Source organism: Streptomyces boninensis (assembly GCF_048572725.1).
In the GTDB taxonomy this organism is placed as follows: Bacteria; Actinomycetota; Actinomycetes; order Streptomycetales; family Streptomycetaceae; genus Streptomyces; species Streptomyces boninensis.
The window spans coordinates 6,504,204-6,525,888 of sequence record NZ_CP183837.1; the positions used below are offsets into that span (position 1 = coordinate 6,504,204).

Consider the following 21,685-nt stretch of genomic DNA (forward strand, 5'->3'; position numbering starts at 1 on the left):
AGGCTATGCGGCGCAGCACTGTCACGGTCATCATTCCGGCGCACAACGAAGAGGAGGGCCTGCCGGCCACGCTCGATTCGGTACTGAGCCAGACCATCCGCCCCGACGAGGTGATCGTCATCGACGACGCCTCGACGGACCGCACGGGGGAGGTGGCGCGCTCGTACGGCGCCCGCGTCCGGGTCCTGCGCCCACCAGCGAACCTGGGCAGCAAGGCCAAGGCCCAGAACCACGCCCTGCCGCACTGCACGACGGACCTGATCCTGGCGGTGGACGCGGACACCGTCCTGGCCCCGGACTACATCGAGCGGGTGGCCCCCGCCTTCGACGACCCCGGGGTCACGGTGGCCGCGGGCAACGTCCAGACGCGCCACACCCGCACGCTGTGGGAGCGGGGCCGCTCGACGGAGTACCTCTTCGGCTTCCACTGGCACCGCCCCATCCAGCAGGCGGCGGGCAGCCCGATGGTCTGCTCCGGCTGCTGCTCGATCTTCCGCCGCACGGACCTGGCGGCGGCCGGCGGCTTCCCGGAGCGCACGATCGTCGAGGACATGGACTACACGTGGACGCAACAAATCGCAGGCCGCAAGGCACTGTACGTATCATCCGCAACGGCCTGGGCCGCAGACCCTGAAACCCTCCTCTACCTGCGCAAACAGCTAAACCGCTGGATGGCGGGCTTCTGCCAGAACATCCGCATCCACGCCCGATCCCTGATCCGCCATAAACCAATACTGGCGATCTGGGTCCTGCTGTCGCTGCTGGAGATCGTGACGGCCCCGGCCTGGTGGGCGGCCCCCTTCATCGCAGCCTGGACGACAGACACCCCGCTCCCCCTAACCCTCACGACCTGGTCAGCCACGGAGCTCCTCCTGACGACCCCACCCCTCATCTATGCAGCCCACCGCCGCAAACTCCCCCTGCCCCAGATCCTCCTCAACCTCCCCTGCGTCTACGCAAACAAGGCGGTGAACCTCTACTACGCCTGGCGCGCCGTACTGACGGAGCTCCTCCTGGTCCCACTGGGCGTAACCCCCGGCCTGACGACGTACGAAAAGGGCCGCCCAGACAGCCCCCAGCGCCCACCCCGCGAGGCGACAATGACCACATGACGGAACGCAAACCGCCGGGCGTCAGCTTTGAATCCTGGGTCGACCGCCAGATCCGCGAGGCGGAGGAACGCGGCGAGTTCGCCAACCTCCCAGGCAAGGGCAAGCCCCTCACCGGCGAGAACGAGCCCTACGACGAGATGTGGTGGCTCCGCCAGAAGCTGGAGCGAGAAAACCTCTCCTACACACCCCCCACTCTGGCCCTGCGCAAGGAAGCCCAGGACGCCCTGAAGGCGGCCCGCAAGGCCCCCACGGAGCAGGAAGCACGCCAGCTCATCGAGGCAATCAACACCCGCATCCGCGAGGCCCTCCGCCACCCCCTGGAGGGCCCACCCCTCAACATCACCCCGTTCGACACAGACCACGTAGCCAAGGAGTGGCGCGCCTCACACCAACCTCCCCCCACCCCCAAATAACCAGTTCACAGCCACCCCACCACACCTGATAAGGTTCTACCCGTCGCCACCCACTGGCGACGCCCGCCCCCGTAGCTCAGGGGATAGAGCAACGGCCTCCGGAGCCGTGTGCGCAGGTTCGAATCCTGCCGGGGGCACCCTGTGATGTCTCAGGGCATCGTGGACGGCCGAACCCGCGAGATGCGGGTTCGGCTGTTTGGCGTTTTAGGGGTCTTTGCGGGTGGGGCCGGGTGGTTGGCCGGTGCCCTGGTAGCGCTTGGTGGGGTCGAGGGCGAGTTCGCGCAGGAGCTCGCCGGTGGCGGCGTCGATGATGCGGATGTCGAGGTCCTGGACGAGGGCGAGGACGCGGGTTCCGGTGTGGGTTCGGCCGATGCCGATGGAGTAGAGCCGGCCGCCGTGGCGCAGGGTGATCTTTCCGGCCTTGTCGACGCGGTCGCGGCGGACGCGGTCGTGGGTGTCGTCGGTGCGGTCGCCGGGGGTGGCCTTGGGCCGGCTGGTGTAGATCGTGGCCGGGGTGGCTCGGCGCGGTAGCGATCGGTGCGGCCGGTGGTGGTTGTAGGTGTGGACGAAGCGGTCGAGCAGGGTTTGCAGCTGGGTGGTGGTGGCCGGCTGGTCGGGCTGGGCGCGGAGCCAGTTCTTCATGGTCTGCTGGAAGCGTTCGACTTTGCCGCAGGTGGTGGGGTGGTTCGGGCGGGAGTTCTTCTGGGTTATGCCCAGGCGGCGCAGTTCGTGTTCGAGGCCGTTGCGGCCGCGGGTGGGGGTCTGTCCGCGGCCGGAGTAGCGGGTGGTGAAGACCATGCCGTTGTCGGTCAAGGTCGAGGCGGGGTGGCCGTGTTCGGCCATGGTGTGGCGGAAGGCGGCCAGGACGATCGGGCCGGTGACCCGGGCGTGCGCGGTGACGTTGAGCGCGTAGCGGGAGCAGTCGTCCAGCCAGGTGAGGATCTCGGCCCCGGCGCCCGGGCGGCCGCCTGGGAGGGCGAGCGGGTAGTGGGTGAAGTCGGCCTGCCAGCATTCGTTCGGCTGCGCGGCTTCGAAGCGCAGGTAGGACGACCTCGGGCGCTTGGCCGGCTCGGGCACGACCAGGCCGGCCTTGCTCAGGTAGCGGGCCACGGTGGCCCGGGACACGGTCACGCCGTGGTGGTGGGCGAGATGCCAGGCGATGGTGTCCGGCCCGGCATCCAGACCGGCCGCGCTCAGTTTCTGCCGCAGCTCGACGACGAGGTCGACCGCCTCGGCGGCCAGGGCCCGCGGCTGGGTATGCGGACGCCGTGAGCGTGGCTCGAAGGCCGCCTCGCCCTCGGCGCGGTACCGGGCCAGCAGCTCATACAGCCAGGACCGGGAAACCCCGTAGTCGGCCGCGACGGCGGCCACCGGACGCTTCTCGACCACCACCGCAGTGATCATCAAACGGATGCGGGACATCCCCGCACGCTGGCCTCGCACGACACCCCGGCGGACCAGTACGCCATCACCCGAGACAGCCGTCCGCCATCACCCGAGACATCCGTCCGGGATGTGTTGAACCAGGACACTGCCGGGGGCACCCTTCATGAGGTGCCAAAAGGCCCTGTGACCAGCAGCAATGCTGAGCACGGGGCCTTGTTGCGTGTGCAAGCGAATGCCACCGTGAGCCACTGAATGTCGGTGGTTGTGGACTATTCGTGGACAGGATCTTGGGGGCGTTTTCCCAGGTCGGGCGCCGAAAACGGCGAAGGCCCTCGGACGTGTCCAGGGACCTTTGCAGGGTAGCGCGGGGGCCGTACTGATCACTCGTACTCGCGCAAGAGCTCCTCGATGCGACGGTTCGCGAGCTCTTCGCGGCCGGCGATGCACTTGGCGTAGCGGCTGAGGAGTACCTCGACGCTGTTGCCTGCGCGCTGGGCGACCTCGGTGGCGTCCACTCCGGCGTTGAGCCAGGTCGAGAGCGCCGAGTGCCGAAGGTCGTACGGGCGCTGCGCGAGCGGGGATGTCACCAGGGCCGGCGGTAGCGCCAGTGCTCGTGCCTCATGCCAGACCCGGTTGTAGGCCGTGGAGCCGAGGACGCCGTTGCGCTCGTTGAAGAAGAGCCGGCCGTCGGCGGTCGTGCCGAAGGTGTCCAGGTGATCGCGGAGGACCAGCACGAGCTGAGGCGGGATGGGGACGGGTCGGACTTCTTCCGCTGCTCGGTTCTTGAGCCCGCGGTCGTCGTGAGTCTTGCCCGTGCCGGTCCACTTCTTACCGGCCTGTGGTCGCGTCCGGTGGAGGTGTGCCGTGCCCCAGCCGTTCTCTGGCAGCTTCAGATCTTGTTCTGTCAGGCCGATCGCTTCGGCCGGCCGGAAGGCACCGAAGTACATGCAGGCGAAGAAGCCGACGAGGCGACGCCCCTTGGCCCGCTTGTATCCGCCGACGTAGGAGACGGCGTGGAGCAGCGATCTGGCCTGCTCAGGGTTGGCGACTACGCGCGGGTCCACCTCTTTAGCGACTTTAGGGCGCTGCCAGCGGACCGCGGCAACGGGGTTCTCTTTGAACTCTCCCAGGTCGACGGCGTAGTTCAGCGCGTTGACGAGGACGTTACGCTTCCTGCGTACGGTCTCGGCAGCTGCCGGCGTCCCGTCCAGTTTGAGCTTGAGTGCGTCGAGAAGCGAGCGCATCAGCGCAGAGTCCTGCAGATCCGAAAGCGGACGAGATGCCTTGCTCACCCAGGCCAGCGTGTTTCCGATGTCGACGGGGAGCTCCCTGTCGGTGGGACCAGGTAAGACGAAGGCCCAGTTCCGGAGCGCCGCCCGCATGGCCGTGTCGGAGGGGCGCGCAGAACGCTCATCGAGCATGGCCATGGTCACCACGGTCAACGATTCGTTCATCGAGTCCCGCGACTTGGGGGCGGCGTACGGCCACTTCATGGCCAGGTACCTCTGTGCGAAGGCGTACCAGCTCGTAGAGATCACTGTCGCCGACATGGAGGCCGGCAGCCCTGTTTCGGTGTCGAACTCCTCGCCTTCCTTGGCCGCCCGCAGCAACCGTGAGCGGAAGTGATCTGCGAGCCCTTTCGTGCGGAAGGTTTCGGAGAACACCTCACCGGCGACGGACCAGCGCACGTCGTAGGAGATCTTCTTCGTGGGACGCTTCCGTACTCCCCAGATGCGCACGTCGAGGGACTTCATGCCGCGGTCTCCTCCAGCTGCCGAAGCCATGCGACGAAGTCGCTGCGCCACACGCGCAACTCGCCGTTCGGGAGCTTGAAGGCGGACGGCCCATTGCCCAGCTCACGCCACCGGTAGAAGGTGCGGCGCGAGACGTCCCCGAGCTCGGTAAGGATCTGCGGCACGGTCATGAGCTCGTCCTTCACGTCAGCGCTCCTTCCTGGCGCTGTTGTTCTTGCAGGGCTTCACGGGCGGTTTCGCGATTGAGCTGGAGGTCGCGGGCGATGCCCGCGGCGAGGGCGGATTCGCCGGGGGTGTGGCCATGGCCGGCGTAGGTCCAGTGGGCCAGGACGAGCACGGTGTCGGGCTCCAGTTCGTCCAGGCCGAGGGCATCGCGGTGTTCAGCGGCGCGGTGGTCGACGCGTGCCTGCCGGAGCTCGGTAAGAGTGGTCGAGTAGCGGCGGGACTTCGTGGAGAAGTGGCCGCGGAATCCGAGCATGTGAGCCCAGGCCCAGAGCCGCCGTTCCGGATAGAGCGAATCGAGGCGGTGGCAAGACTCGATCAGCCGCCGAGGGTGGTCGGGAAGGGCGAGCAGGTCGAGAGCTTCGAGGTTGCCGATGGGCCGGTCAACGGTCCCAGTGGTCTCGGCTGCCTTGGTGGCGTACTTCGCGACGTACGCGGCGATGGCGCCCTCGGTGATGGCTGTGCCGCCTTCGAAGGCGCGGATGGGGCGGACGTCGTGGACACGGCCCCAGCGCAGGACCCGTTCCGGCTCCCCAGCCATGGAAGGGATCGTGACGGCGCTGTACTCGTGCGCGAGGGCAGCGACGATGGCGTCGGTCAGCAGCTCGGTGGTGGCCCAGGCCGGCGGTGGGCTGTCTGGTCCGTCGGGGCCGTCAAGGCGGATGACGGCGTGGAAATGGACCGCGCCACGGCGCTGGAACTCCGCGACCTTGCCGTACGAGAGCCGCAGTTGATCGGCCAGGGCTCGCTGCGAGAGGTGTGCTCGGGCTGCGATCTCGCGACGGAGTCGGTTCGCGAACCGGTGCCAGAGCTGGCCGGCGTGGTTGTTGAAGAGGACAGCGCCGGCGTAGTCGTACGTCTCGGGATCGAGCGGTGTGCCGAGCCGAGCGGCGTCGGCACTGTGGCGAGTGCCGCAGGCACAGCGGTCGTGGTCAGGCTGGTTGTGGACCGCGCCGAACGAGGGCGCGGTGAGGGTGAGGAAGACGCGCGGGTGGTCGCGGACTGCCTCGGTGACGCCTTTGGCCGGGTCGCCCGACAGTCCGGCGCGGATCAGGTGATAGGTGTCTCCGGCATAGAGCCAGGCGCAGGGCGCACAGCGGGAAGCGCGACGGTTGCCGCAGGCGATCCGCAGCCGGCCGCCGGGTTCGTGCTCGGTGGTGTACTCGTGCAGAATCTTCCCGGTCGTCTTGTCCTTGGTGACGGTCCAGCCCTGCAGATGGATCGGATCGGTGCAGCCTCCGGTGTGTTCGATCTGCTCGCGCCAGCGGTCGAACTTCGGATCGCGGGCGGTCCAGAGGATGTCCTGCAGGGTGGCGGGGGCGAGCCCACCAAGTTCGCCAGCGGTCATGAGCGCGTTCATCACAGCACCGCCTTGACTCGCTCGCCGAGCCACTGGGCGACGTTGCAGGAAACGGCATTGCCCGCCTGCATGGTTTGATCACCCTTGGTCCCATGCACCACATAGTCGGCGGGGAAGCGCTGGGCGAGCAGGTGCTCGCGCGGCTGGATCATCCGGTAGTGGCAGTCCTCGACTGCCGGAGCGGGCCCGAGCAGGAAGGCAGAGTCCTTCGTGCCGAGGGTGTGCATCGGCTCGCCGGCGGTCTTGGCCTTCGCGTTGCGGTAGGGGATGACCAGCCAGTGATGCCGTCCCTGACCGGTGACGGTGTCCACCGGTGTGGACACGGGGCGGGCGGTGGCGTGCTGGCGCAGGGTGACGATGAACGACTCGGCCGCCTCGGGCGGGATGCACAGCGCCTCGAAGTTCTTCGGGTTCGCCATCCGCGTGCGCATCGGCTCGCCCGTGGTGGACGGGTCGGTGTTCCAGCTACCGCCGCCAGGCACGAGCACCGCATCGCCGATCTTCACGGTGCGGGACGCCAGCGGCGCGGTGTCGGCGGGCACAGCGCGGCCGTCATGCCCTGAGTGATTGACCGTTAAGACCATGCGGCGTTCGCCGAGAAGTTCCAGTCCGGCACGGATGCGCTTGAGGGTGTTGGGCACCAGGGGGCGTAGCCCGCGCTGGGCGCGGTCGGCGATGCGCACGCCGAGGTTGGTCCAGTCGATGATGTCGGCGGCGGGGCGGACGTACGGCTCCACCAGGGCGTGACGGCAGGCCGTGTTGGGGCAGCGGTAGTCGTATTGCTGGCCGTACTTGCCCATGCGCTTGCCGTTGCGCCAGGACTGCACCGCATCCACGTCCGTGCCACAGATCGGGCACCAGGCCGGCGGACGCGGCTTCAGGTCCGGGAGCGGGATGCCGTCGCGAGTGAAGACGACGTAGATGCGATCCCGCCACTGCGGCGCGCATGGGTTGCCCTGTCCGCCGATGTGGGCAGAGGAGACGGAGACGACCTGGGAGCGATAGCCGAGCAGATGCATCCCTTGCCGCCACCAGTCGAACAGCTCCCAGTCGGTGGCGAATTCGAGGACGTTCTCGCACATGACCACCGCGTAGCGGTGGATCTCGGTGGCCCGGATGACGTCGTAGGCGGTGGCGCGGGTGCGCTCCCACGCGTCGTCGGTGATCTCGTACTCGTCACCGAGGTCGAGGGCGAGCTGTCCCTTGGGCCGTCGCTTGCGGCCGCCGGCCGGGGAGGATTCCTGGCAGATGGGAGAGGCCCACAGGATGTCCGTGCGCGGCAGGCGGCGCATGTCGTAGTTGTTGATGTCCTGGCAAAGGTGATCGGCGCTCGGGTGGTTCGCGGCGTGCGTGTCGACGGCGATCTGCCAGTGGTTCGCGGCGAGCTTCAGCTCGTATCCGGCTGCGACGAGGCCGGTGGAGGAGCCGCCGGCGCCGCAGAAGAGATCGGTGAAGGTCAGCACGGTGCACCGACCTTCGCAAGGAGCGGTCGGAGGAGCTTTCCGGCGCCTTCGCATCCGGGGCACACCACGTTGAGTGTCTGGCGAGTGCCGTCCGGGTTGCGGAGGCCGGAGTCTACGGCGACTACGGGAAATCCGTCGCAGTTCGGGCAGACATTTTCCAGGTGAGTGGCCTGGGCAGGCATGATGGGCATTCCTTTCGACGTGTTTGGAAGGGGTCGAGCCCACCGGGACGGCGGATACTTGGCGGTTGAGGCCATCCCGGGGGCCGATCAGCGGTGGTGCCGCGCGGTGTCGCGCGGCGGGTTGGTGAACATCGAGCGCAGGACCAGCAGGCAACCGGTCACGGCGCAGGCGGAGATCGCGACGGCGATGAGCATCGAGACCAACACGGCGCCGACGACCAGGAGGACCGTGGTCCCACCAGCCACGTAGGCGGCTACACGGCCTGCGGAGATCCGGGATCCAGGTGTGGGGACGCCGTAGTGCTGCGGAGGCGCGGTGTTCTGGCAGCCGCAGCCGGCCGCGCGCTGCTGCTCGATGGCGGTCGGGGTGACCACGGCAGGCGGGTAGGCCACGCTGGTCGGAACCGGGGCGGTGGGGTACTTGGGGCGGAACATCGTTGATCTCCTTTCGGGTTACTTGCCGTTGATCACGCCGACACCGTCACGGGTGCCGGAGTCGATGGCGGGGGCGAGGAAGCTGTCGGCGAGGAGGAAGCCGCCGAGCAGGAGCACGATCACGAGCCACAGCGGAGGCCGGGCGAGCTTGACGCCGAGGACGGCGATCACGGTGAGGGCGAACCACAGCGGTACGGACATGGCGGGATCTCCTCTCAGTTCGTGCGCACGCGGCAGCGGTGGTTGCGGGCGGCGATGCAGGCGGCGGCGTATCCGGAGTACTCGGCTGACCACCCGCAGCTAGGCGCGTTGCAGACGGCGATGTATCCGGTCACTCCGGATTCGCCCCAGACGTTGCCGACCGAGACCGGGCCGGTGCGCTCCAGGAGGCGGAAGACGAAGGGCTTGGGCATGGCGGTGGTGCTCCTTTCAGACGAGTTGGGTAGCGATGGCGTCGGCCATCGGGGCGGGCACGCCCAGGCGGGCACGCAGGGTGTCGGTGTCGATCGCGTCGCCGGTGCGGGCGCGATGGGCGTTGGCGAGTTGGCGGGCGTGGTCGAGGAGCGCTGGCGGGACCGGCGGAGCGGCCAGCAGCTCAGGTGCCGGGGTGTCTGTCGGATCGACGCGTTCGACCACGGGCGCGGGGAGCGGCGCCGCCGTTTCCTCGGGCTCATGGCCGGCGGGTGCGTGGGCAAGGAGGGTGCCGCCGAGGAAGGCGAGGGCGGGCCAGCCGGCCACGAGGATGCGTAGCCAGGCCGGTACCTGGTCGAGGTCGAGCAGGCCTGCGGTGGCGACGTTGGCGCCGAGCGATGCCGTCAGTGCGACGGTGAACCACAGCCAGGCGCCGGCGGTCGGGTCGCCGGTCTCGCGCAGGGTGCGCAGGCGTCGCCAGGCCGCGACGAGCAGCAGGTCGACGCTGACCGGGTAGGCCCAGGCCTTCCAGCCGTGCTGTCCGGCCGCTTCGGCGATGTCGTGCAGGTGCGCGAAGGACAGTGCTCCGGCGATGACTGCCTGGACGAGCACGGCGTCGATTCGTGGCGAGGCGCGCATGGTCGCTTCTCCTTTCAGGTGTCGGTGTGGTTCTCGGGCCCGTCGTACGGGTCCTCGTCGGTCTCCGGATCGCGGTCGAAGGGCAGCGAGGAGGCGAGGGCGTATGACGTGATGTCGACGAATTCGGCGTCGGCGCCGGGGCATTCCGCGTACATCGCGAGGTCGTTGAGGAAGGTCACGGTGCGGTTGAAGTCCTCGTAGCAGGCGTGGCACATGGCGATCACGCGGCCTTCGCGCCGTCGGGCTTGGCCGGGAGGGCGGCGGCGTAGTGCTCCATGGCGGACAGGTAGGCAGTCGCGCCGACTGCAAGCTCGCGGGCGAAGGCGAGCTGATCGGCGATGGACACGGTCTCCGCGCTGCAGATCGATACGCCTGAGCGCTCGGTGTGCAGGGCGAGGATCGGGCCTCGTTCGGTGTCGTACTCGTGGCACCAGACGCGGGCGTCGGCGGCGGCGTGGAAGATCGTGGACGTAGGCATGGCGGGACTTCCTTTCGTGTTTTCGGCATGGGGCGGGTAGGGACGTGGCGTGAGGCGGTCACGCCAGCCGATCGGTGCGGGGTGAGTCACGCCGCGTCGGCGAGGTCGTCCGGGGCCGCGCGCTTGAGCAGCGAGACACGTGCCGGGGCCGGGGCCGGGAGCGCGGGGCGCCAGCGGGCAAGCTCTGGGATGGCCGGGGCGCGGTCGGCGTGGCGGTTGCAGGCGTTCACGGCCTGCCGCAGCGTGGTGTGCGGAGTGCGGATGCGGGACCAGACGCCGGAGGCGTCGGCGGTGATCGCGATACCGGGCATCTCGGTCGGGATCTGGATGGCGGCGAACACCGCGTCGGGGTTGATGTCGCCGAAGGCCATCTTGGCGGAGCCTTCGTCGTTGACCCGGTGCGCGGTACGGCCGGAGAGCTGAGCACGGAGCATGGTGATGCCGGAGCCGAGCTCGGAGCCGAAGCGCTGTCCGTAGACGTCGAGGTAGATGCCGGCGGCGCGGCCGAGCTGGGCGATGCGGACCAGGGCGGTGATGATGCGGTCGCGGCGCTTCTCCTCCGCCTTGGTGGCGTAGAGCGCGAGCTCAGCCACCTCATCGACGGTGACTACGATGGGCTCGGGCCGCAGGTGCTCGGGCAGGCCCCAGATGTCGGCGGTGATCTCCGCGTCCGGGATGTCCGCGCTCAGGCGCTGCTCGCGGCGGATGATGTCGTAGATCGCAGTCATGCGGTCAACGAGCGCTTCCAGCAGGCCGAGAGCATCATCGGGGTTGTCGGCGAGCGCGGAGAAGCGGCGTGCCATCGGGGCGAGCTCCACGCCGCGTTTGCAGTCGATGCCGACCAGGGCGACATCCTGCGGGGCGAGCTCCTTGACCAGGCGGCGCTGGTAGACGGACTTGCCGGACTGGGTGGCGCCGAGGGTGAGGGCGTGCGGGGTGGCCCGGTAGTCGCGGTAGCGGACGCTGCCGTCATCGGCGAGGGCAACGGCGACCTTCAACGGGCCGGCGTCCGTGCGGGCGGGCATCTGCACCCGCTTGAGCACGTCGTAGCCCGTCATGGCCAGCTCGATCAACCCGGAACGGATCTCACGGGTGGTCACCTGCTGCATCCCGAAGGAGTGCCGCAGCCGGTCGGAAGCGGCGGAATACTCGAAGGCATCCTGTCCGGGGCGCATCTTGATCCGCAGGACAAGCCCGGTGCGCAGCACCTTGATCCGGCGGATGCGCGGGATCCGCGAGGGCGGCATGTCCCGCTTGAACATCCGGGCCAGCGCGATGCGCCAGCGGGACGCGGAGACGGTCAGGCCGCAGGCGTCCATAACCGAGCCGTAGTTGACCAGGAGCCGGACGATGGCGAAGACGGCACCGAAGGTGGCCCAGTACCAGGCCGGCCGCCGCCACTTCAGCAGCATTGCGAGCGCGGTGAGGGCGAGCAGGGCAAGGGCTAACCACGTCATGTTCAGGCCGCCTTGCTCTTCATGGCACCGACCTGGATGGCGGTCACGGCCACCGCGCGGAAGCTGATCCCGTGCCGCTTCTGGCCGTTGAACTCGGTCTCCCACGGGCGGGCGATGAGCCCGGTGAGGGTGACCAGGGTGCCGGGCTGCAGCTCCTCGGTGAAGCCGGTCTCCGGGACGGCGATGCTCAGCACCTCGGCTTCGCCGTTGGCGACGAACGTGACGTCGATGGTCATCAGCTTCACGCCGGTGTCACGGTCGAGGGCGATCTCGCCGGTCTGCCGGTTGGCGACCTTGGGCTGCTGGGTCTGGGCGACCATCACCATGGCGGTCTGGGTGTCGACGGGGATCTGACGCATGGGGGACTCCTCTAAATCGCGGGACTCATACACTCATGTATATGAGTGCTGATTCGAGGATGCCCAACTCATGTACATGAGTCAACGGGTCCTGCAAGATTCTTTAGCCGCGCGCGAGTTGGCGCAGGTGGGAGCTCAATCCCTCGCAGGAATCCGGTAGTCGAGGATGAACTTGTCCGCCGCCATCACGGTGTCGCAGACCTCGACAACCCGCCCGCTGTCGGTGACCGCCTGCCGCACTAGGTGGATCACAGGCGAGCCGGGGCTAAGCTTCAGCGCACCCGACTCCGCCTTGGTCGCCAGCCGCGCACGGACGGTCTCCGCGAACTCGTGCAGATCATTCCCGTGCTCTTCGAGTCGGGCGTAGATGCCACCGCCGCCAGGGTTCTCCTCGAACATCTCCGGGATGTCCTTGACCACGTCCCACGGCAGGTACGAGGTGGCCTCCTCGGTCGGAATGCCGTCGCTGAAGTACAGCCGGCGCCGGGCGAGCACCTTGGAGCCGGCCTCCACCTTCAGCCGCTCCGCAATGTCCGGGGGCGCATCCACGGGCCCGACGTACAGCACACTCACCGAGGGCAGCACGCCCGCCTGCTCGCTCTCCGCGATGTAGGCGGCCTTGCCCGCCTTACGGTGCGAACGCCGGAACCGGTCGGAGGATTTACGGGTCACAGGGGGGCGCTTCTTCACGAATGAGCCGCTGCCATGGTGAGTGTCCACCAGGTCGCGAGCGCGCAGCTCCCCGATGGCCTTGCGCACGGTGCCGACCGAGACCTTGTAGCGGTCTTCCAGCTTGCTCTCGCTGTACACCGGATCGCCCGGTGCCAGGATCCCCGCCTCGATCTCACGGGCAAGGTCCTCCGCGATCTGCAGGTACCGCGGCGTGCTCGTTCCCCGCCCGCTGTTTCCCATAGTCCTTACTTCCTCCTAAGCTCCTCTACATGAGTAACAGCACCCGCCACGACCGGTCAACGCCGCTCCACTCGGTGTCCGTCGCCGGCGCGGTCGTCCGCGAAGACGGCCGCCTGCTGGCCATCCAACGCGCGGACAACGGGACCTGGGAACTGCCGGGCGGCGTACTCGAAGTCGACGAGGCACCGGAAGACGGCGTACGCCGCGAGGTCCACGAGGAAACCGGCATCCACGTAGAGGTGGACCGCCTCACCGGCGTGTACAAGAACATGACCCGCGGCATCGTGGCCCTGGTCTTCCGCTGCAAGCCGTCCGGGGGAGTGGAGCGCACGTCGGCCGAGTCCACCGCGGTCACGTGGCTGACGCCGGAGGAGGTCCGCGAGCGCATGGGCGAGGTCTACGCGGTACGCCTGCTGGACGCGTTGGAGGATGACGGGCCGTACGTGCGCAACCACGACGGCAGGAAGCTACTGCCATCGCGCTGACCACTCAAGCGGAGCTCCACGTCCGGGGGTCGCGAGCTGCGGCGTAGATTCGGTCCACCGCATCCGGCGCGAGGAGGTCCGCGGTCGGCAGCGCGCCGGCGAAGTCGCGATGGCGGCGTATGACGCGGACGTCGGTGAGCGTGGGCACCACGGTTACGCTCGCTGCCTTGACGAAGACGAGCACGGGACTGACGGCGACCGGAACGCCGCACGCCTTGGTGAGAGCTGCGCTGGCCTTCTTGGCTTCGTTGCGGGACGCGGCCACGTAGGGGTGGAACTTGCCCCAGACCTTCACGGCGTTATCGCCGACCCAGATCTTCGCCATCCGGTGGTACTTGGTGTTCACACACAGCACCCCGCCAGGGCCGATCAACACGTGATCGATGTCCGTTTCGCTGCCCAACGGGATGGAGTGCAGCACACGCCAGCCACGCGAGGTGAAGCGGGCCAACTCGGCACCGACGATCTGCTCGCCCTTGATGCCCTTGAGCCACGACTCATCGGCCAGAGGTCGGCGGAGAAGACGAGCCAGCACCCGCGATCCCAACGAGGATGTGTTCAACCGTGCACGCAGCGCCGCACCGGGTGCGTTGGTAGCCAAGTCATGCTCCGGAGGTACCGGAGGAGCTGTTGGGCCAGGAGGACGCGCGGTGGATACCGACGGCCGCGTCGCCCGTGTCGCCGTCGACTGCGTCTCAACGTAGGGGGCGAAGGCCTCGATGACCGCGGCGCGATAAGCCTCCTGGACCACGGTGATCTGACCGCTCTTCCGGTCCAGCCAAGCCACCTTGGAGCCATCGGCCAGGTTCACATACACCCGGTCATGCCCGTACCGCTTCCACACCGATACTCGTAAGTCGCTCACGCCAACCCCCAGGCTCCTGCGTGCTCTTCAGCCATGGGAGCAGCGCCCGGTGACGCCCACAAGGACGCGATGCGGTCAAACTTTCCCTACACCATCAAGGGGCGCTTGCCGCGCACAGCGCGGCGCGCGCCCGCCCAGCGACTCGGCCCGCGCTCATGTCTTCGCCCCGCGCGGCCGGCCGCCGGTCGGTCGCGCCACACAGCGGCAGTTGATGAGGTGGATGTCCGTGGTTGCGTCCGGCCGGCTCCACGGCTTTAGGCAGCCACCTTGGGGCGAGCCTCTACGATCATGAGGGCCACCGGGTCAATTCCGGGCAGGGGTGATACCTGCCCCGTCGCCGGTCAGCTTAGGCCCTCATGATCCCTCGCCCCAAGGCAGCTCCCGCCCAAAGCCGCTCCGCCGCCCTCGTGCAGACCTTTCGCAATGTCAGAGCGAGCTGCCACAATGAGACACGGGCGCACGTGTTCGATTACCTGGTGGCGCGATCTTCGCGTCCTGCGCTCCTCGCTGAAATGCCCTATTCCCAGGCGGCTATCGAGACCATATTCTCTCGATCACACGTCTGGGAGGGGTGCCAGTGGCGCTGGAGGCAACGAGCTGGCAGAAGGAGCAGGTGAGTCGTGTGTACGTGCATGCCCTCGCGGCTCAAGGGGGCTACACAATATGTGACTGGAACGTCGACAAGGACGGCGTGGATGTGACGCTCCGCTCCCGCGGCCTCATGGTTGACATTCAGCTCAAGTGCACGCAAAGTCCGCGCGTCGTGCGGGGTGGCTACAGCTTCGATCTTGACATAGCAACCTACAACAAGCTTCGAGATCCGGAACGCTCGGCTCCAGCGCACTTAGCCCTACTCGTCGTCCCTCCAGATATCGGCCGTTGGGTGACACATCAGTCGGAGTCGATCGTCCTTGCCTGTCATGGTTACTGGGCGTCTCTGCAGGGTTCGGGCGGAGCGAGGAGCTCTCGCACAACGGCAGTGCATCTGCCTGAAGATCAACCCCTCACCGTGAAGGCCATGGGAATCATGTTCGAGGCGGCGCGCCGCTTGGCCGGCGTGGCCAACTAGGGGTGAACTGATGTGATGAACTCCGACCTGAACCTCGGGCCTGATGAAATTCGAAGCTACCTTAAGGTGTCAGGCTGGTCTCCAGTCTCGGGTGGAGATTTCGCGGAACTCTGGAGCCTGCCGGGGCCGACGGAGGAAGTCGTCCTGGTTCCTATGAAGCCGGGAGCTCCGGACTTCGACAAGCGGACGAATATCCTGCTTCGAGATCTGGAGAGGATTGAACAAAGGGGCGCACAAGATGTCCACACGTCAATTGCGACCGTTTATCACGACGTAACAGATCTCAGAGCTTCACACCCGACGCTAATTGATGGATCAATTCCGCTTGATGCGGGATATGAGTTATTCCTGTCAGCTAAGCGGCTACGAATGGCTTCGGCGGCGGCCACGATTCGACGGCAGAGTCATTATCGGAGTTACCCGCACCGTGCCCGGGATCAGGCTCGAGAAGTCCGATTGGGGCAGACTCGCCGTGGATCCTATGTGGTTCCAATTATTAGTCAAGCCAGGGCTCCGGAAGACGTATATGCGCCGCAGCAACAGCATCTCGATCTTCAGGTCGAGGAGACTCTGTTCGATAGGCGAGTAACAGCTACGATGTCTCGCGCTCTGAGCGTACTCGAAGATATGACGAGTGCTCATAGGGAGCCAACCGTCAGCGAAATCAGTGACTCCGTTGGCGAAGGCGTATCGTACCAACTGTGCCAAGCAGTAAACAAGATTATCCAGACCGACTCCGTGGCCGCACTGGACGTCGAATTTCGCTGGTCAAAGGTGGCACCACCTCCTCCCGGAGCGTCACCTCAAGTGCAATTCAATGATGTCGCCATTGAAACCGTCGGGAGAATTTCAGACCAATTACGTCGACATTCTTACGCTCGAAAAAATGTTATCTACGGCATCATTACAGACCTTAGTCGACGGCCGGAAGATGCTACCGGGAAGGTAGGCATCGAGGCTTTGGTTGAACGGCGTCGGAGAGTGGTCTGGATCGAGTTGCCCGAGCGTCAATATCATCAGGCGGTAAATTGTCACGACACCGGCACCCCGGTCCGTGTCCTGGGAATCCTTCACAGTCCGCCATCAGGTCCATCCACCATGGATGTCAGCGACTTTGGGCCTGACCCCGCGCTCATGTCGACAGATCTAACCCTTGAGTCTGACTGATCGGGATCAGCCTCTGCGCCCTCGAAACCCCAGGGTGCGTCGCCAACGAGATCGCGGTGATGGCTCAGGCTGGTTCGACGTCTGAGGATTCGGTTGATGGCCTACCTCTACATACAGCGGAGTGGCTACGATAAGGCGATGACGCAAGCGCTCGGGTGGAAGGTTACACAGCACGCGTGCGTGACCATTCAGATAGCCAGGAGTCCGGTAGAAATGCGAGATCATCGAAAAGGCAGAACGTGCCGCGAACTCCTGGTCGTTTAGATTGGTCGATCTTAGAGAAGCTGGCAAGGATGTATCCCCGCGCGCTTCCTTGGCCACCAGATCAGCCGCCATTTCATGCAACCAGTCTGAACCGGAACCCATTCGGGTGGGTGGGTAATCGCGATAGTCACGCACGTGCTGTTTCGACCCGCAGAGCAGGACTTGAATTCCGTTGCAGAACTCGTCGTTTAGGTGCCTACAGTCGTCATCTTCCAGGGAGGCGTAGGCGAATACCCCCAAGTCACGCATCCCCAGGTCGCTTAGGGCTGCGCCATATCTAAAGAACCCGCGAAACTCCAGCCAGGCGCCAACTCCCAGCGTGGCGCAGCTCTCCGGCATCTGTGTGTGAGCCCAACATTTCGGACGAAGATGCGCTAAAACGCGCTCAAGGCGTTCTGCGTCCGTCAGCTCTGCGGCGGCGCCTTCTCCGAGCGCGATGCGACCTCCAGTGCCCAGGACGCTTGCCTCTGCTTCGACAGCTCTATCCGTGAATGCCCTCTGGCGCGGCTCAAGGAAGTCATCCAGTTTGGCAGTCGACAAGTACTGCAACTCTCGCACAGGCATCCCCCGTTCCAGCCGTGATCGAGTGTGCCAGACTCACACGTGGTCGGCACCTGGATCGCGCGATGCAAGGGGGTTGCCGGCGTGGCGCGGTAGCGAGCCAACGGTGCGCTGCAGGAGCCAAATTGGTGATCTTGGACTATGCGTGGACAGAAGGTAGCTCAAGAGGGCGAGGCGGCGTCCTGGCCAGCGGCCACTTGATTGGCGCTTACCCCCTCCGGAGCCGTGTGCGCAGGTTCGAATCCTGCCGGGGGCACCCAGAACATGGGAACGGATGTGCCGGGTTTTTCCGGATTGTCCGTCCCGGGTGCCGTGATCGGGTGCCAGCACTTCGGTGCGGGTGCCCGATTTTTTGTTCCCTGGGTCCAGCTCGCGGGTGACGGACACCAGCTCGTCAAGCAGTGATGCCGCGAGGGACACCCGTAGGGTGAGTTCTTCGCGGTGCCGGTGGTACCGGATCTCCAGCCCGAACGCGTCGTACAGCCGGCGCTGGGTCTGCTCGGAGAGCGTGGCGAGGTCGATGTCGATCTGCGGTAGGCAATCCAGCAGCGCCGCATTACAGGGCGAGGGCGTGGTGGGTGCTGATTCGGTCCGCAGTTCGGTCAGCTGGCGGCTGAGGACCTGAGCCTGTTTGCCCAGTGCGGCGTGCTCGTGGCGAATCGCATCTCGGAAGGCTCGCTCGGCGTCGGGGTCTGAGTCCGGTGCGGTTGGGTCCCCACCGGTGGCGAGGCTCTGGATGAGCCGGGACTGCTTCTCCTGAAGGTCCGCGATGGCACGCTCGATCTTGGCGCGCTGCTCGGCGTGCACCTCCCGCTCGGTCGTACGAGAGGCGGCCGACAGGCCGGGCTCCAAATAAGTGCGCCGGTCGGGGCCGAAGACGCGCAGGGCGAAGAAGTTCGCCACGTGCTCCAGGAGGATCTCTTCCCGGATCCAAAGCCCCTTGGGATGGGCGCGAAACCATGACTCATCGCGGTGGTAGCGGTCATCTGGCTGGCAGGCGTAGTACGAGATCTTGTGCCGGCTCTTGCCGAACATCCGCCGCCCGCACAGGTCGCAGTAGACGTAGGAGCGGAGCGTGTAGCTGCGCTTGGCTGCCGGGTGACGGTTCCGGTCGGCGCCAGAGCGCGAGCCTTGGCGCTGTCTGGCCATGGCCGCGACCATGTCGAAAATCTCGCGCGTGATCAGCGGCTCATGTGTGGGCTGCGGCGACCAAATCCATTCCTTCGGGGCGTTGTTCTTACCGCCCTTCTTGGTGGCGCGGCGATTCCATACCTGGTAGCCGGTGTATTTCGGGTTCTGGAGGATCTCGCGGACGGCGGAGCCGCTCCACCGCCCGAGGGCGGCGCGTGCCCGGGTCGGCTCGGGCGGCGGGTAGGCGGCCGCGTCCAGGTTGAGCCGGTCGGCGATGGCGTCGTAGCCGAGCTTGTCGAGCGCGCGCAGGTGATAGATGCGAGTGACGGCTGGGGAGCGGGTGGGGTCGGGCACCAGCCGGTGCTTGGTGCGGCCCTCCGCCCGCCGGGCGGGAACCGGGTGGGGCACCTTCTCGGCGAGATAGCCCTAGGGCGGCTTTCCGGTGTTCCAGCCCTGGCGGGTGTGCTCGATGAACCCGTCCCAGGACAGCTCCAGCATCTGCAGTACGTACCACTCGGACACGGCCTGCTTGACCCGCCGTGTCAGCGTCGGTGTCGCCCGCTTTGCCCCTGGTCCGGTGACGATCGGCTCGTCCGCGGCACACAGCGCGACGCCGGCCTGCTCCAGCTCGTACTCGATTTTCGTGCCGAAGTAGGTCCGCCGGGCCACTCTCTCGATCGACTCGCAGATCACTGCGGCGAACCGGCGGTCGGGGCGCTGGGCCTCTTCCAGCAGGTCCGTGATGCTGCCATCACGCGGAATCGGGATGGAGAAACGCTCGTGGGCTTGCGACGTGCCGCGGGCGTCGAGGTCCTTACGTCCGGATTCCACGTCGTAGAAGTGCGCGACGATCACCCAACCCGGGGGGAGGGCGGCGCGAGCATTGCGCAGCTGACGGGGCAAGGACAGCGTGGGGTCCTGGGCGTCTTCGGTTGAGGTCCTGCCCAGCCAGGCCACCGGAACGGTGACGGGAGGCGTCTCGGGGACGGATTCACCGGGTTGAGACCAGGGGCGGTGCGATTCTGCATGGCCCCAGGAGCCAGCGGTCGGTCCGGGCGGTGTCATGGCGTGGTCCTCCATCTTCGGCAGGGTGACGCCTATTCGCTTTGGGAGCAGGGAGGTGCCAAGCCCGCATCCACTCGGCGAGCGTGCAGACAGAGCAGCACCTCGCGGATGGCCGCGGCCTGACGCTCCTCTAGCGCCTTGGCGTCGACGCCGCCGACTGCGACGTACTCGATGACCACCTTCGCGACCGGCGCGGACAGCGCCCTGGGGATGGGCGTCGCTGGTTCCCCACCGATGTCGGGGGTGGCCGTCGACCATCGACGCTCGGTCTCCCCGTCCTCGTCAAGCCCGTCGTCGCGGTTGACGGAATGTGACTTCGTGTCCATAGGCGTGGCTCCCCTGGGCGGCCCAACTGTCTGGTGCTGACACCATGGAAGGGAGACATGCTGGCGTCGGTCGTGCCAGGCGGCGAGGCCCAGGATCTGGCTCGATGGGAACTGGGCCAGCCCATCGGCGAGCGCCCACGGCAGGAGCCGCTGGGGAGGGCTGGTCGTGTTACGCGCCCGCACCACGCGGACGGCCGGATCGGTGGCGGCCTAGGCGGGCTGCTTGCGGGCACCAAGGTCGGCATCAAGACGGCTGGGACGACGGCGAAGAACGTGATGAAAGCCGCTGACCCGGTTGCGAAGGTCATCGACAAGCCCATCATGGCCGCCGCCACCAAGCTGGGCGTTTCGCGGGGTGCCGCGCTGACCGCCACGGAGGTCACCCAAGCCACCGCCCAGGTCGCCTGGACGGCCCCGACCGCGATCAACGCGTATCAGACGAGCACAGGCCGCTACGACGCCGCCACTTGGGGCACCGGGGTGGGCAACATCGCTACCGGCAGCGGAGGGGGCAAGGCCGGCTGGGTGACCGCCTTCGGCAGTGCGGCCGGTCTGACCGCCTGGGAGTTGACGGACTGATGGCCTCTACCGAAGCACCGATGCCTGTCGGGTCGTCTCTGCCCGGACCTGACCTGTGGTTCGAACTGCCGCCGGGGTTCATGACCTTCGATCTCACGGAGGAGCCCGAGGCGCGTGCGCTGCGGATGGCGGACGTGGCGGATTCGCTCTTCGCCACGGCCACGCAGGAGCAGAAACTCAGAATCGTGGCATCGAGCGAATACATCCTCCAGACGATGATTGCGGCAGGCGCAGAGCACGTCTCCAGCTGCCTGCTCCGTATGCCGGGGGATGTGCTGTCCCAGGGGACCTTCTGCGTAGTTATCGAAAGTCCGGAGTCCGGCCCGCAGAGCCAGGATCGGAAGGGCGCAGCGAATCGCACGGCCGCCCAGTGGCGCAGCCTGTTCCCGGACGCTGAAGTCGGTCTGGTCATGCTGCCATACGGCATATCCGCGCTGTGTATACGCGATCTGGACCTGGAGATCCCTGGTGCCCTCTTCGGCGTGGAAGATGCGGTGCACGTGATGTTGCGGCAGGCGCAATTCTGGGTGCCGCTGCGGACCGGCCCGGGATCGGCCCTCTTCATCTTCACGTCAGAGGACCTTGAGCACTGGGATGAGTACCTCCACGTACTCAGTAGCATCATGAAGTCAGTCTCGGTGGAGGAACCAGGCGAGGAGGAAGCATCGGCATGAGCGGCATCGCCCGTGCGGAGGACGAGGGGAGGGCGCGACGTACGCGATTCCCCGTGCCGCTGGCCGTCGGCATCAGCTGCTACGTGCTGGCAGTGATCGCCGGGATGTTTTGGCTTGCTGACCAGACCGGACCGGCCGTCCAGGCGTCCGTGTGGGTCGTGCACGGAGTGTTGCTCATCGTGCTCATCCGCAAGCTGGGCGCCAGGGAGTCGAGCACGTACGCGACGCTCTTCATCGTGCTGCTCTCCGTAGGGGCTTCCTATGTTATCGGCTTGGCGCGCGATGACCTCACTCTTCAACAGCGAGGCAAGGAGATCACGGCCAAAGTGGTGAAGGAACGGCTCGATCCGGCGCAGGGCCGCAAAGGTCGTCATTCCCACTACACCCTGGCGCGGCCGGATGGCACCCGCGTCCCTGGGCCCGAGTTGGAAACCACGTCCGACCGCTATGATGTCGGACAGCAACTGACTGTGATCGAAGACCCCGAAGGCGAGCTCGCGCCCAGCACGCCAGGCGCGGTGGACGCAACCGGTGAGTCACTCGGCGGTGGAGCGCTCGCACTCACTGCGCTCGGCACCATCGGCTGGATGACCTGGCGCGGCTCGGACACGGCCAGGACCAGGGACGCACGAAAAGGGCCAAGTGCGGCACAGAAGTTCCACAAGGCTGTCACCGCCGACCACTCCACGCGGACGGAGCAGGAGGAGAAGCTGCGCGAGGCCCTGCGGACCCACCCAGCCGACCGCCGCGGCTACATCAAAGTGACACCCGCTACCTATCCTGACCTGACCTACCCGCAGGCGGCGCGTATCGCCTGGGAGGAAGGCCTGCGCGCTGAAGCTTTCGGCAATCGAGGATCGTGGCGGTTCGGTGAGACGGTAGTCGAGGAAGTGCCCCCGCAGTGACCTAGGCCCCG

Annotated in this window: 27 protein-coding genes and 1 tRNA gene; 9 read left to right on the plus strand and 19 right to left on the minus strand. The window is 66.8% G+C overall.

Translation table 11 applies throughout. From position 1 onward, the window contains the following. Positions 1-5 precede the first annotated feature (5 nt). The 3 genes from ACNNMR_RS29890 to ACNNMR_RS29900 all read left to right on the plus strand — a co-directional run bounded on the left by ACNNMR_RS29890 (position 6) and on the right by ACNNMR_RS29900 (position 1,662). Positions 6-1,112 (plus strand): glycosyltransferase family 2 protein, encoded by a 1,107-nt coding sequence (locus tag ACNNMR_RS29890; RefSeq protein ID WP_419997780.1) that lies wholly within the window; start codon positions 6-8, stop codon positions 1,110-1,112. Continuing rightward, a complete protein-coding gene (locus ACNNMR_RS29895; protein WP_419997781.1) occupies positions 1,109-1,525 on the plus strand; it encodes a DUF1992 domain-containing protein in 417 nt (138 codons plus the stop codon). Before ACNNMR_RS29890 ends, ACNNMR_RS29895 begins: the two co-directional genes overlap by 4 nt. 65 nt (positions 1,526-1,590) lie before the next feature. Beyond that, positions 1,591-1,662, plus strand: a tRNA-Arg gene (locus ACNNMR_RS29900). 67 nt (positions 1,663-1,729) lie between these two features. Here ACNNMR_RS29900 and ACNNMR_RS29905 read toward each other — a convergent pair. The 14 genes from ACNNMR_RS29905 to ACNNMR_RS29970 all read right to left on the minus strand — a co-directional run bounded on the left by ACNNMR_RS29905 (position 1,730) and on the right by ACNNMR_RS29970 (position 12,583). After that, on the minus strand, positions 1,730-2,947 hold the full coding sequence (locus ACNNMR_RS29905; protein WP_419996392.1) for an IS481 family transposase: 1,218 nt from the start codon (positions 2,945-2,947) through the stop codon (positions 1,730-1,732). A gap of 344 nt (positions 2,948-3,291) precedes the next feature. Next, positions 3,292-4,665, minus strand: coding sequence for a tyrosine-type recombinase/integrase (locus tag ACNNMR_RS29910; protein WP_419997782.1), 1,374 nt, complete (start codon positions 4,663-4,665; stop codon positions 3,292-3,294). After that, positions 4,662-4,835: a helix-turn-helix transcriptional regulator gene (locus ACNNMR_RS29915; RefSeq protein WP_420000531.1), complete on the minus strand. Its 174-nt coding sequence runs from the start codon at positions 4,833-4,835 to the stop codon at positions 4,662-4,664. The genes ACNNMR_RS29910 and ACNNMR_RS29915 overlap by 4 nt, the downstream gene beginning before the upstream one ends. A gap of 11 nt (positions 4,836-4,846) precedes the next feature. Further along, the gene (gene repSA, locus ACNNMR_RS29920; RefSeq protein WP_419997783.1) at positions 4,847-6,247 is read right to left on the minus strand and encodes a replication initiator protein RepSA; all 1,401 of its coding nucleotides are present in this window, start codon (positions 6,245-6,247) and stop codon (positions 4,847-4,849) included. Beyond that, positions 6,247-7,710, minus strand: coding sequence for a DNA cytosine methyltransferase (locus tag ACNNMR_RS29925; protein ID WP_419997784.1), 1,464 nt, complete (start codon positions 7,708-7,710; stop codon positions 6,247-6,249). The genes repSA and ACNNMR_RS29925 overlap by 1 nt, the downstream gene beginning before the upstream one ends. A gap of 269 nt (positions 7,711-7,979) precedes the next feature. Continuing rightward, complete coding sequence (locus tag ACNNMR_RS29930; RefSeq protein WP_419997785.1) at positions 7,980-8,327, minus strand: SpdD-like protein; 348 nt, start codon at positions 8,325-8,327, stop codon at positions 7,980-7,982. Positions 8,328-8,345: 18 nt separating this feature from the next. Next, positions 8,346-8,528, minus strand: coding sequence for a hypothetical protein (locus ACNNMR_RS29935; RefSeq protein WP_419997786.1), 183 nt, complete (start codon positions 8,526-8,528; stop codon positions 8,346-8,348). Between the two features lie 14 nt (positions 8,529-8,542). Beyond that, on the minus strand, positions 8,543-8,740 hold the full coding sequence (locus ACNNMR_RS29940) for a mobile element transfer protein (protein ID WP_419997787.1): 198 nt from the start codon (positions 8,738-8,740) through the stop codon (positions 8,543-8,545). 16 nt (positions 8,741-8,756) lie between these two features. Then, positions 8,757-9,377, minus strand: coding sequence for a DUF2637 domain-containing protein (locus ACNNMR_RS29945; RefSeq protein ID WP_419997788.1), 621 nt, complete (start codon positions 9,375-9,377; stop codon positions 8,757-8,759). A 14-nt stretch (positions 9,378-9,391) separates the two neighbouring features. Beyond that, on the minus strand, positions 9,392-9,601 hold the full coding sequence (locus tag ACNNMR_RS29950) for a hypothetical protein (RefSeq protein ID WP_419997789.1): 210 nt from the start codon (positions 9,599-9,601) through the stop codon (positions 9,392-9,394). Continuing rightward, positions 9,598-9,855 (minus strand): hypothetical protein, encoded by a 258-nt coding sequence (locus tag ACNNMR_RS29955; RefSeq protein ID WP_419997790.1) that lies wholly within the window; start codon positions 9,853-9,855, stop codon positions 9,598-9,600. Before ACNNMR_RS29955 ends, ACNNMR_RS29950 begins: the two co-directional genes overlap by 4 nt. An 86-nt stretch (positions 9,856-9,941) precedes the next feature. After that, the gene (locus ACNNMR_RS29960) at positions 9,942-11,312 is read right to left on the minus strand and encodes an FtsK/SpoIIIE domain-containing protein (RefSeq protein ID WP_419997791.1); all 1,371 of its coding nucleotides are present in this window, start codon (positions 11,310-11,312) and stop codon (positions 9,942-9,944) included. Between the two features lie 2 nt (positions 11,313-11,314). After that, positions 11,315-11,671: a hypothetical protein gene (locus ACNNMR_RS29965; protein WP_419997792.1), complete on the minus strand. Its 357-nt coding sequence runs from the start codon at positions 11,669-11,671 to the stop codon at positions 11,315-11,317. Between the two features lie 135 nt (positions 11,672-11,806). Continuing rightward, positions 11,807-12,583, minus strand: coding sequence for a GntR family transcriptional regulator (locus ACNNMR_RS29970; protein WP_419997793.1), 777 nt, complete (start codon positions 12,581-12,583; stop codon positions 11,807-11,809). A gap of 29 nt (positions 12,584-12,612) precedes the next feature. Here ACNNMR_RS29970 and ACNNMR_RS29975 point away from each other — a divergent pair, with 29 nt between their 5' ends. Then, positions 12,613-13,068: an NUDIX hydrolase gene (locus ACNNMR_RS29975; protein ID WP_419997794.1), complete on the plus strand. Its 456-nt coding sequence runs from the start codon at positions 12,613-12,615 to the stop codon at positions 13,066-13,068. A gap of 4 nt (positions 13,069-13,072) precedes the next feature. Here the strand turns inward: ACNNMR_RS29975 and ACNNMR_RS29980 are convergent, their stop codons facing one another. Beyond that, positions 13,073-13,933, minus strand: coding sequence for a nuclease-related domain-containing protein (locus ACNNMR_RS29980; protein WP_419997795.1), 861 nt, complete (start codon positions 13,931-13,933; stop codon positions 13,073-13,075). A gap of 577 nt (positions 13,934-14,510) precedes the next feature. Here ACNNMR_RS29980 and ACNNMR_RS29985 point away from each other — a divergent pair. Then, the gene (locus tag ACNNMR_RS29985; RefSeq protein WP_419997796.1) at positions 14,511-15,002 is read left to right on the plus strand and encodes a DUF4365 domain-containing protein; all 492 of its coding nucleotides are present in this window, start codon (positions 14,511-14,513) and stop codon (positions 15,000-15,002) included. Positions 15,003-15,017: 15 nt separating this feature from the next. Beyond that, entirely contained in the window at positions 15,018-16,169 is a 1,152-nt protein-coding gene (locus tag ACNNMR_RS29990; protein WP_419997797.1) for a hypothetical protein, read from the plus strand. A gap of 6 nt (positions 16,170-16,175) precedes the next feature. Here ACNNMR_RS29990 and ACNNMR_RS29995 read toward each other — a convergent pair whose 3' ends face one another. The 4 genes from ACNNMR_RS29995 to ACNNMR_RS30010 form a co-directional block, all read right to left on the minus strand. Beyond that, complete coding sequence (locus tag ACNNMR_RS29995; RefSeq protein WP_419997798.1) at positions 16,176-16,997, minus strand: SAVMC3_10250 family protein; 822 nt, start codon at positions 16,995-16,997, stop codon at positions 16,176-16,178. A gap of 33 nt (positions 16,998-17,030) precedes the next feature. Next, positions 17,031-18,479, minus strand: a complete 1,449-nt coding sequence (locus tag ACNNMR_RS30000; RefSeq protein ID WP_419997799.1) for a recombinase family protein — start codon at positions 18,477-18,479, stop codon at positions 17,031-17,033. A gap of 72 nt (positions 18,480-18,551) precedes the next feature. Beyond that, positions 18,552-19,205 carry a hypothetical protein gene (locus tag ACNNMR_RS30005; RefSeq protein WP_419997800.1) on the minus strand — a complete coding sequence of 218 codons (654 nt, stop codon included), beginning with the start codon at positions 19,203-19,205 and terminating at the stop codon, positions 18,552-18,554. A gap of 17 nt (positions 19,206-19,222) precedes the next feature. Beyond that, positions 19,223-19,516, minus strand: coding sequence for a hypothetical protein (locus ACNNMR_RS30010; RefSeq protein WP_419997801.1), 294 nt, complete (start codon positions 19,514-19,516; stop codon positions 19,223-19,225). 57 nt (positions 19,517-19,573) lie between these two features. Here ACNNMR_RS30010 and ACNNMR_RS30015 point away from each other — a divergent pair, with 57 nt between their 5' ends. Genes ACNNMR_RS30015 through ACNNMR_RS30025 form a run of 3 tightly spaced genes read left to right on the plus strand, consistent with a single transcriptional unit; the run spans position 19,574 to position 21,674 of the window. After that, positions 19,574-20,095, plus strand: coding sequence for a hypothetical protein (locus ACNNMR_RS30015; RefSeq protein WP_419997802.1), 522 nt, complete (start codon positions 19,574-19,576; stop codon positions 20,093-20,095). Beyond that, positions 20,095-20,769, plus strand: coding sequence for a hypothetical protein (locus ACNNMR_RS30020; protein WP_419997803.1), 675 nt, complete (start codon positions 20,095-20,097; stop codon positions 20,767-20,769). Before ACNNMR_RS30015 ends, ACNNMR_RS30020 begins: the two co-directional genes overlap by 1 nt. After that, positions 20,766-21,674, plus strand: coding sequence for a hypothetical protein (locus tag ACNNMR_RS30025; protein ID WP_419997804.1), 909 nt, complete (start codon positions 20,766-20,768; stop codon positions 21,672-21,674). Before ACNNMR_RS30020 ends, ACNNMR_RS30025 begins: the two co-directional genes overlap by 4 nt. Positions 21,675-21,685: the final 11 nt, after the last annotated feature.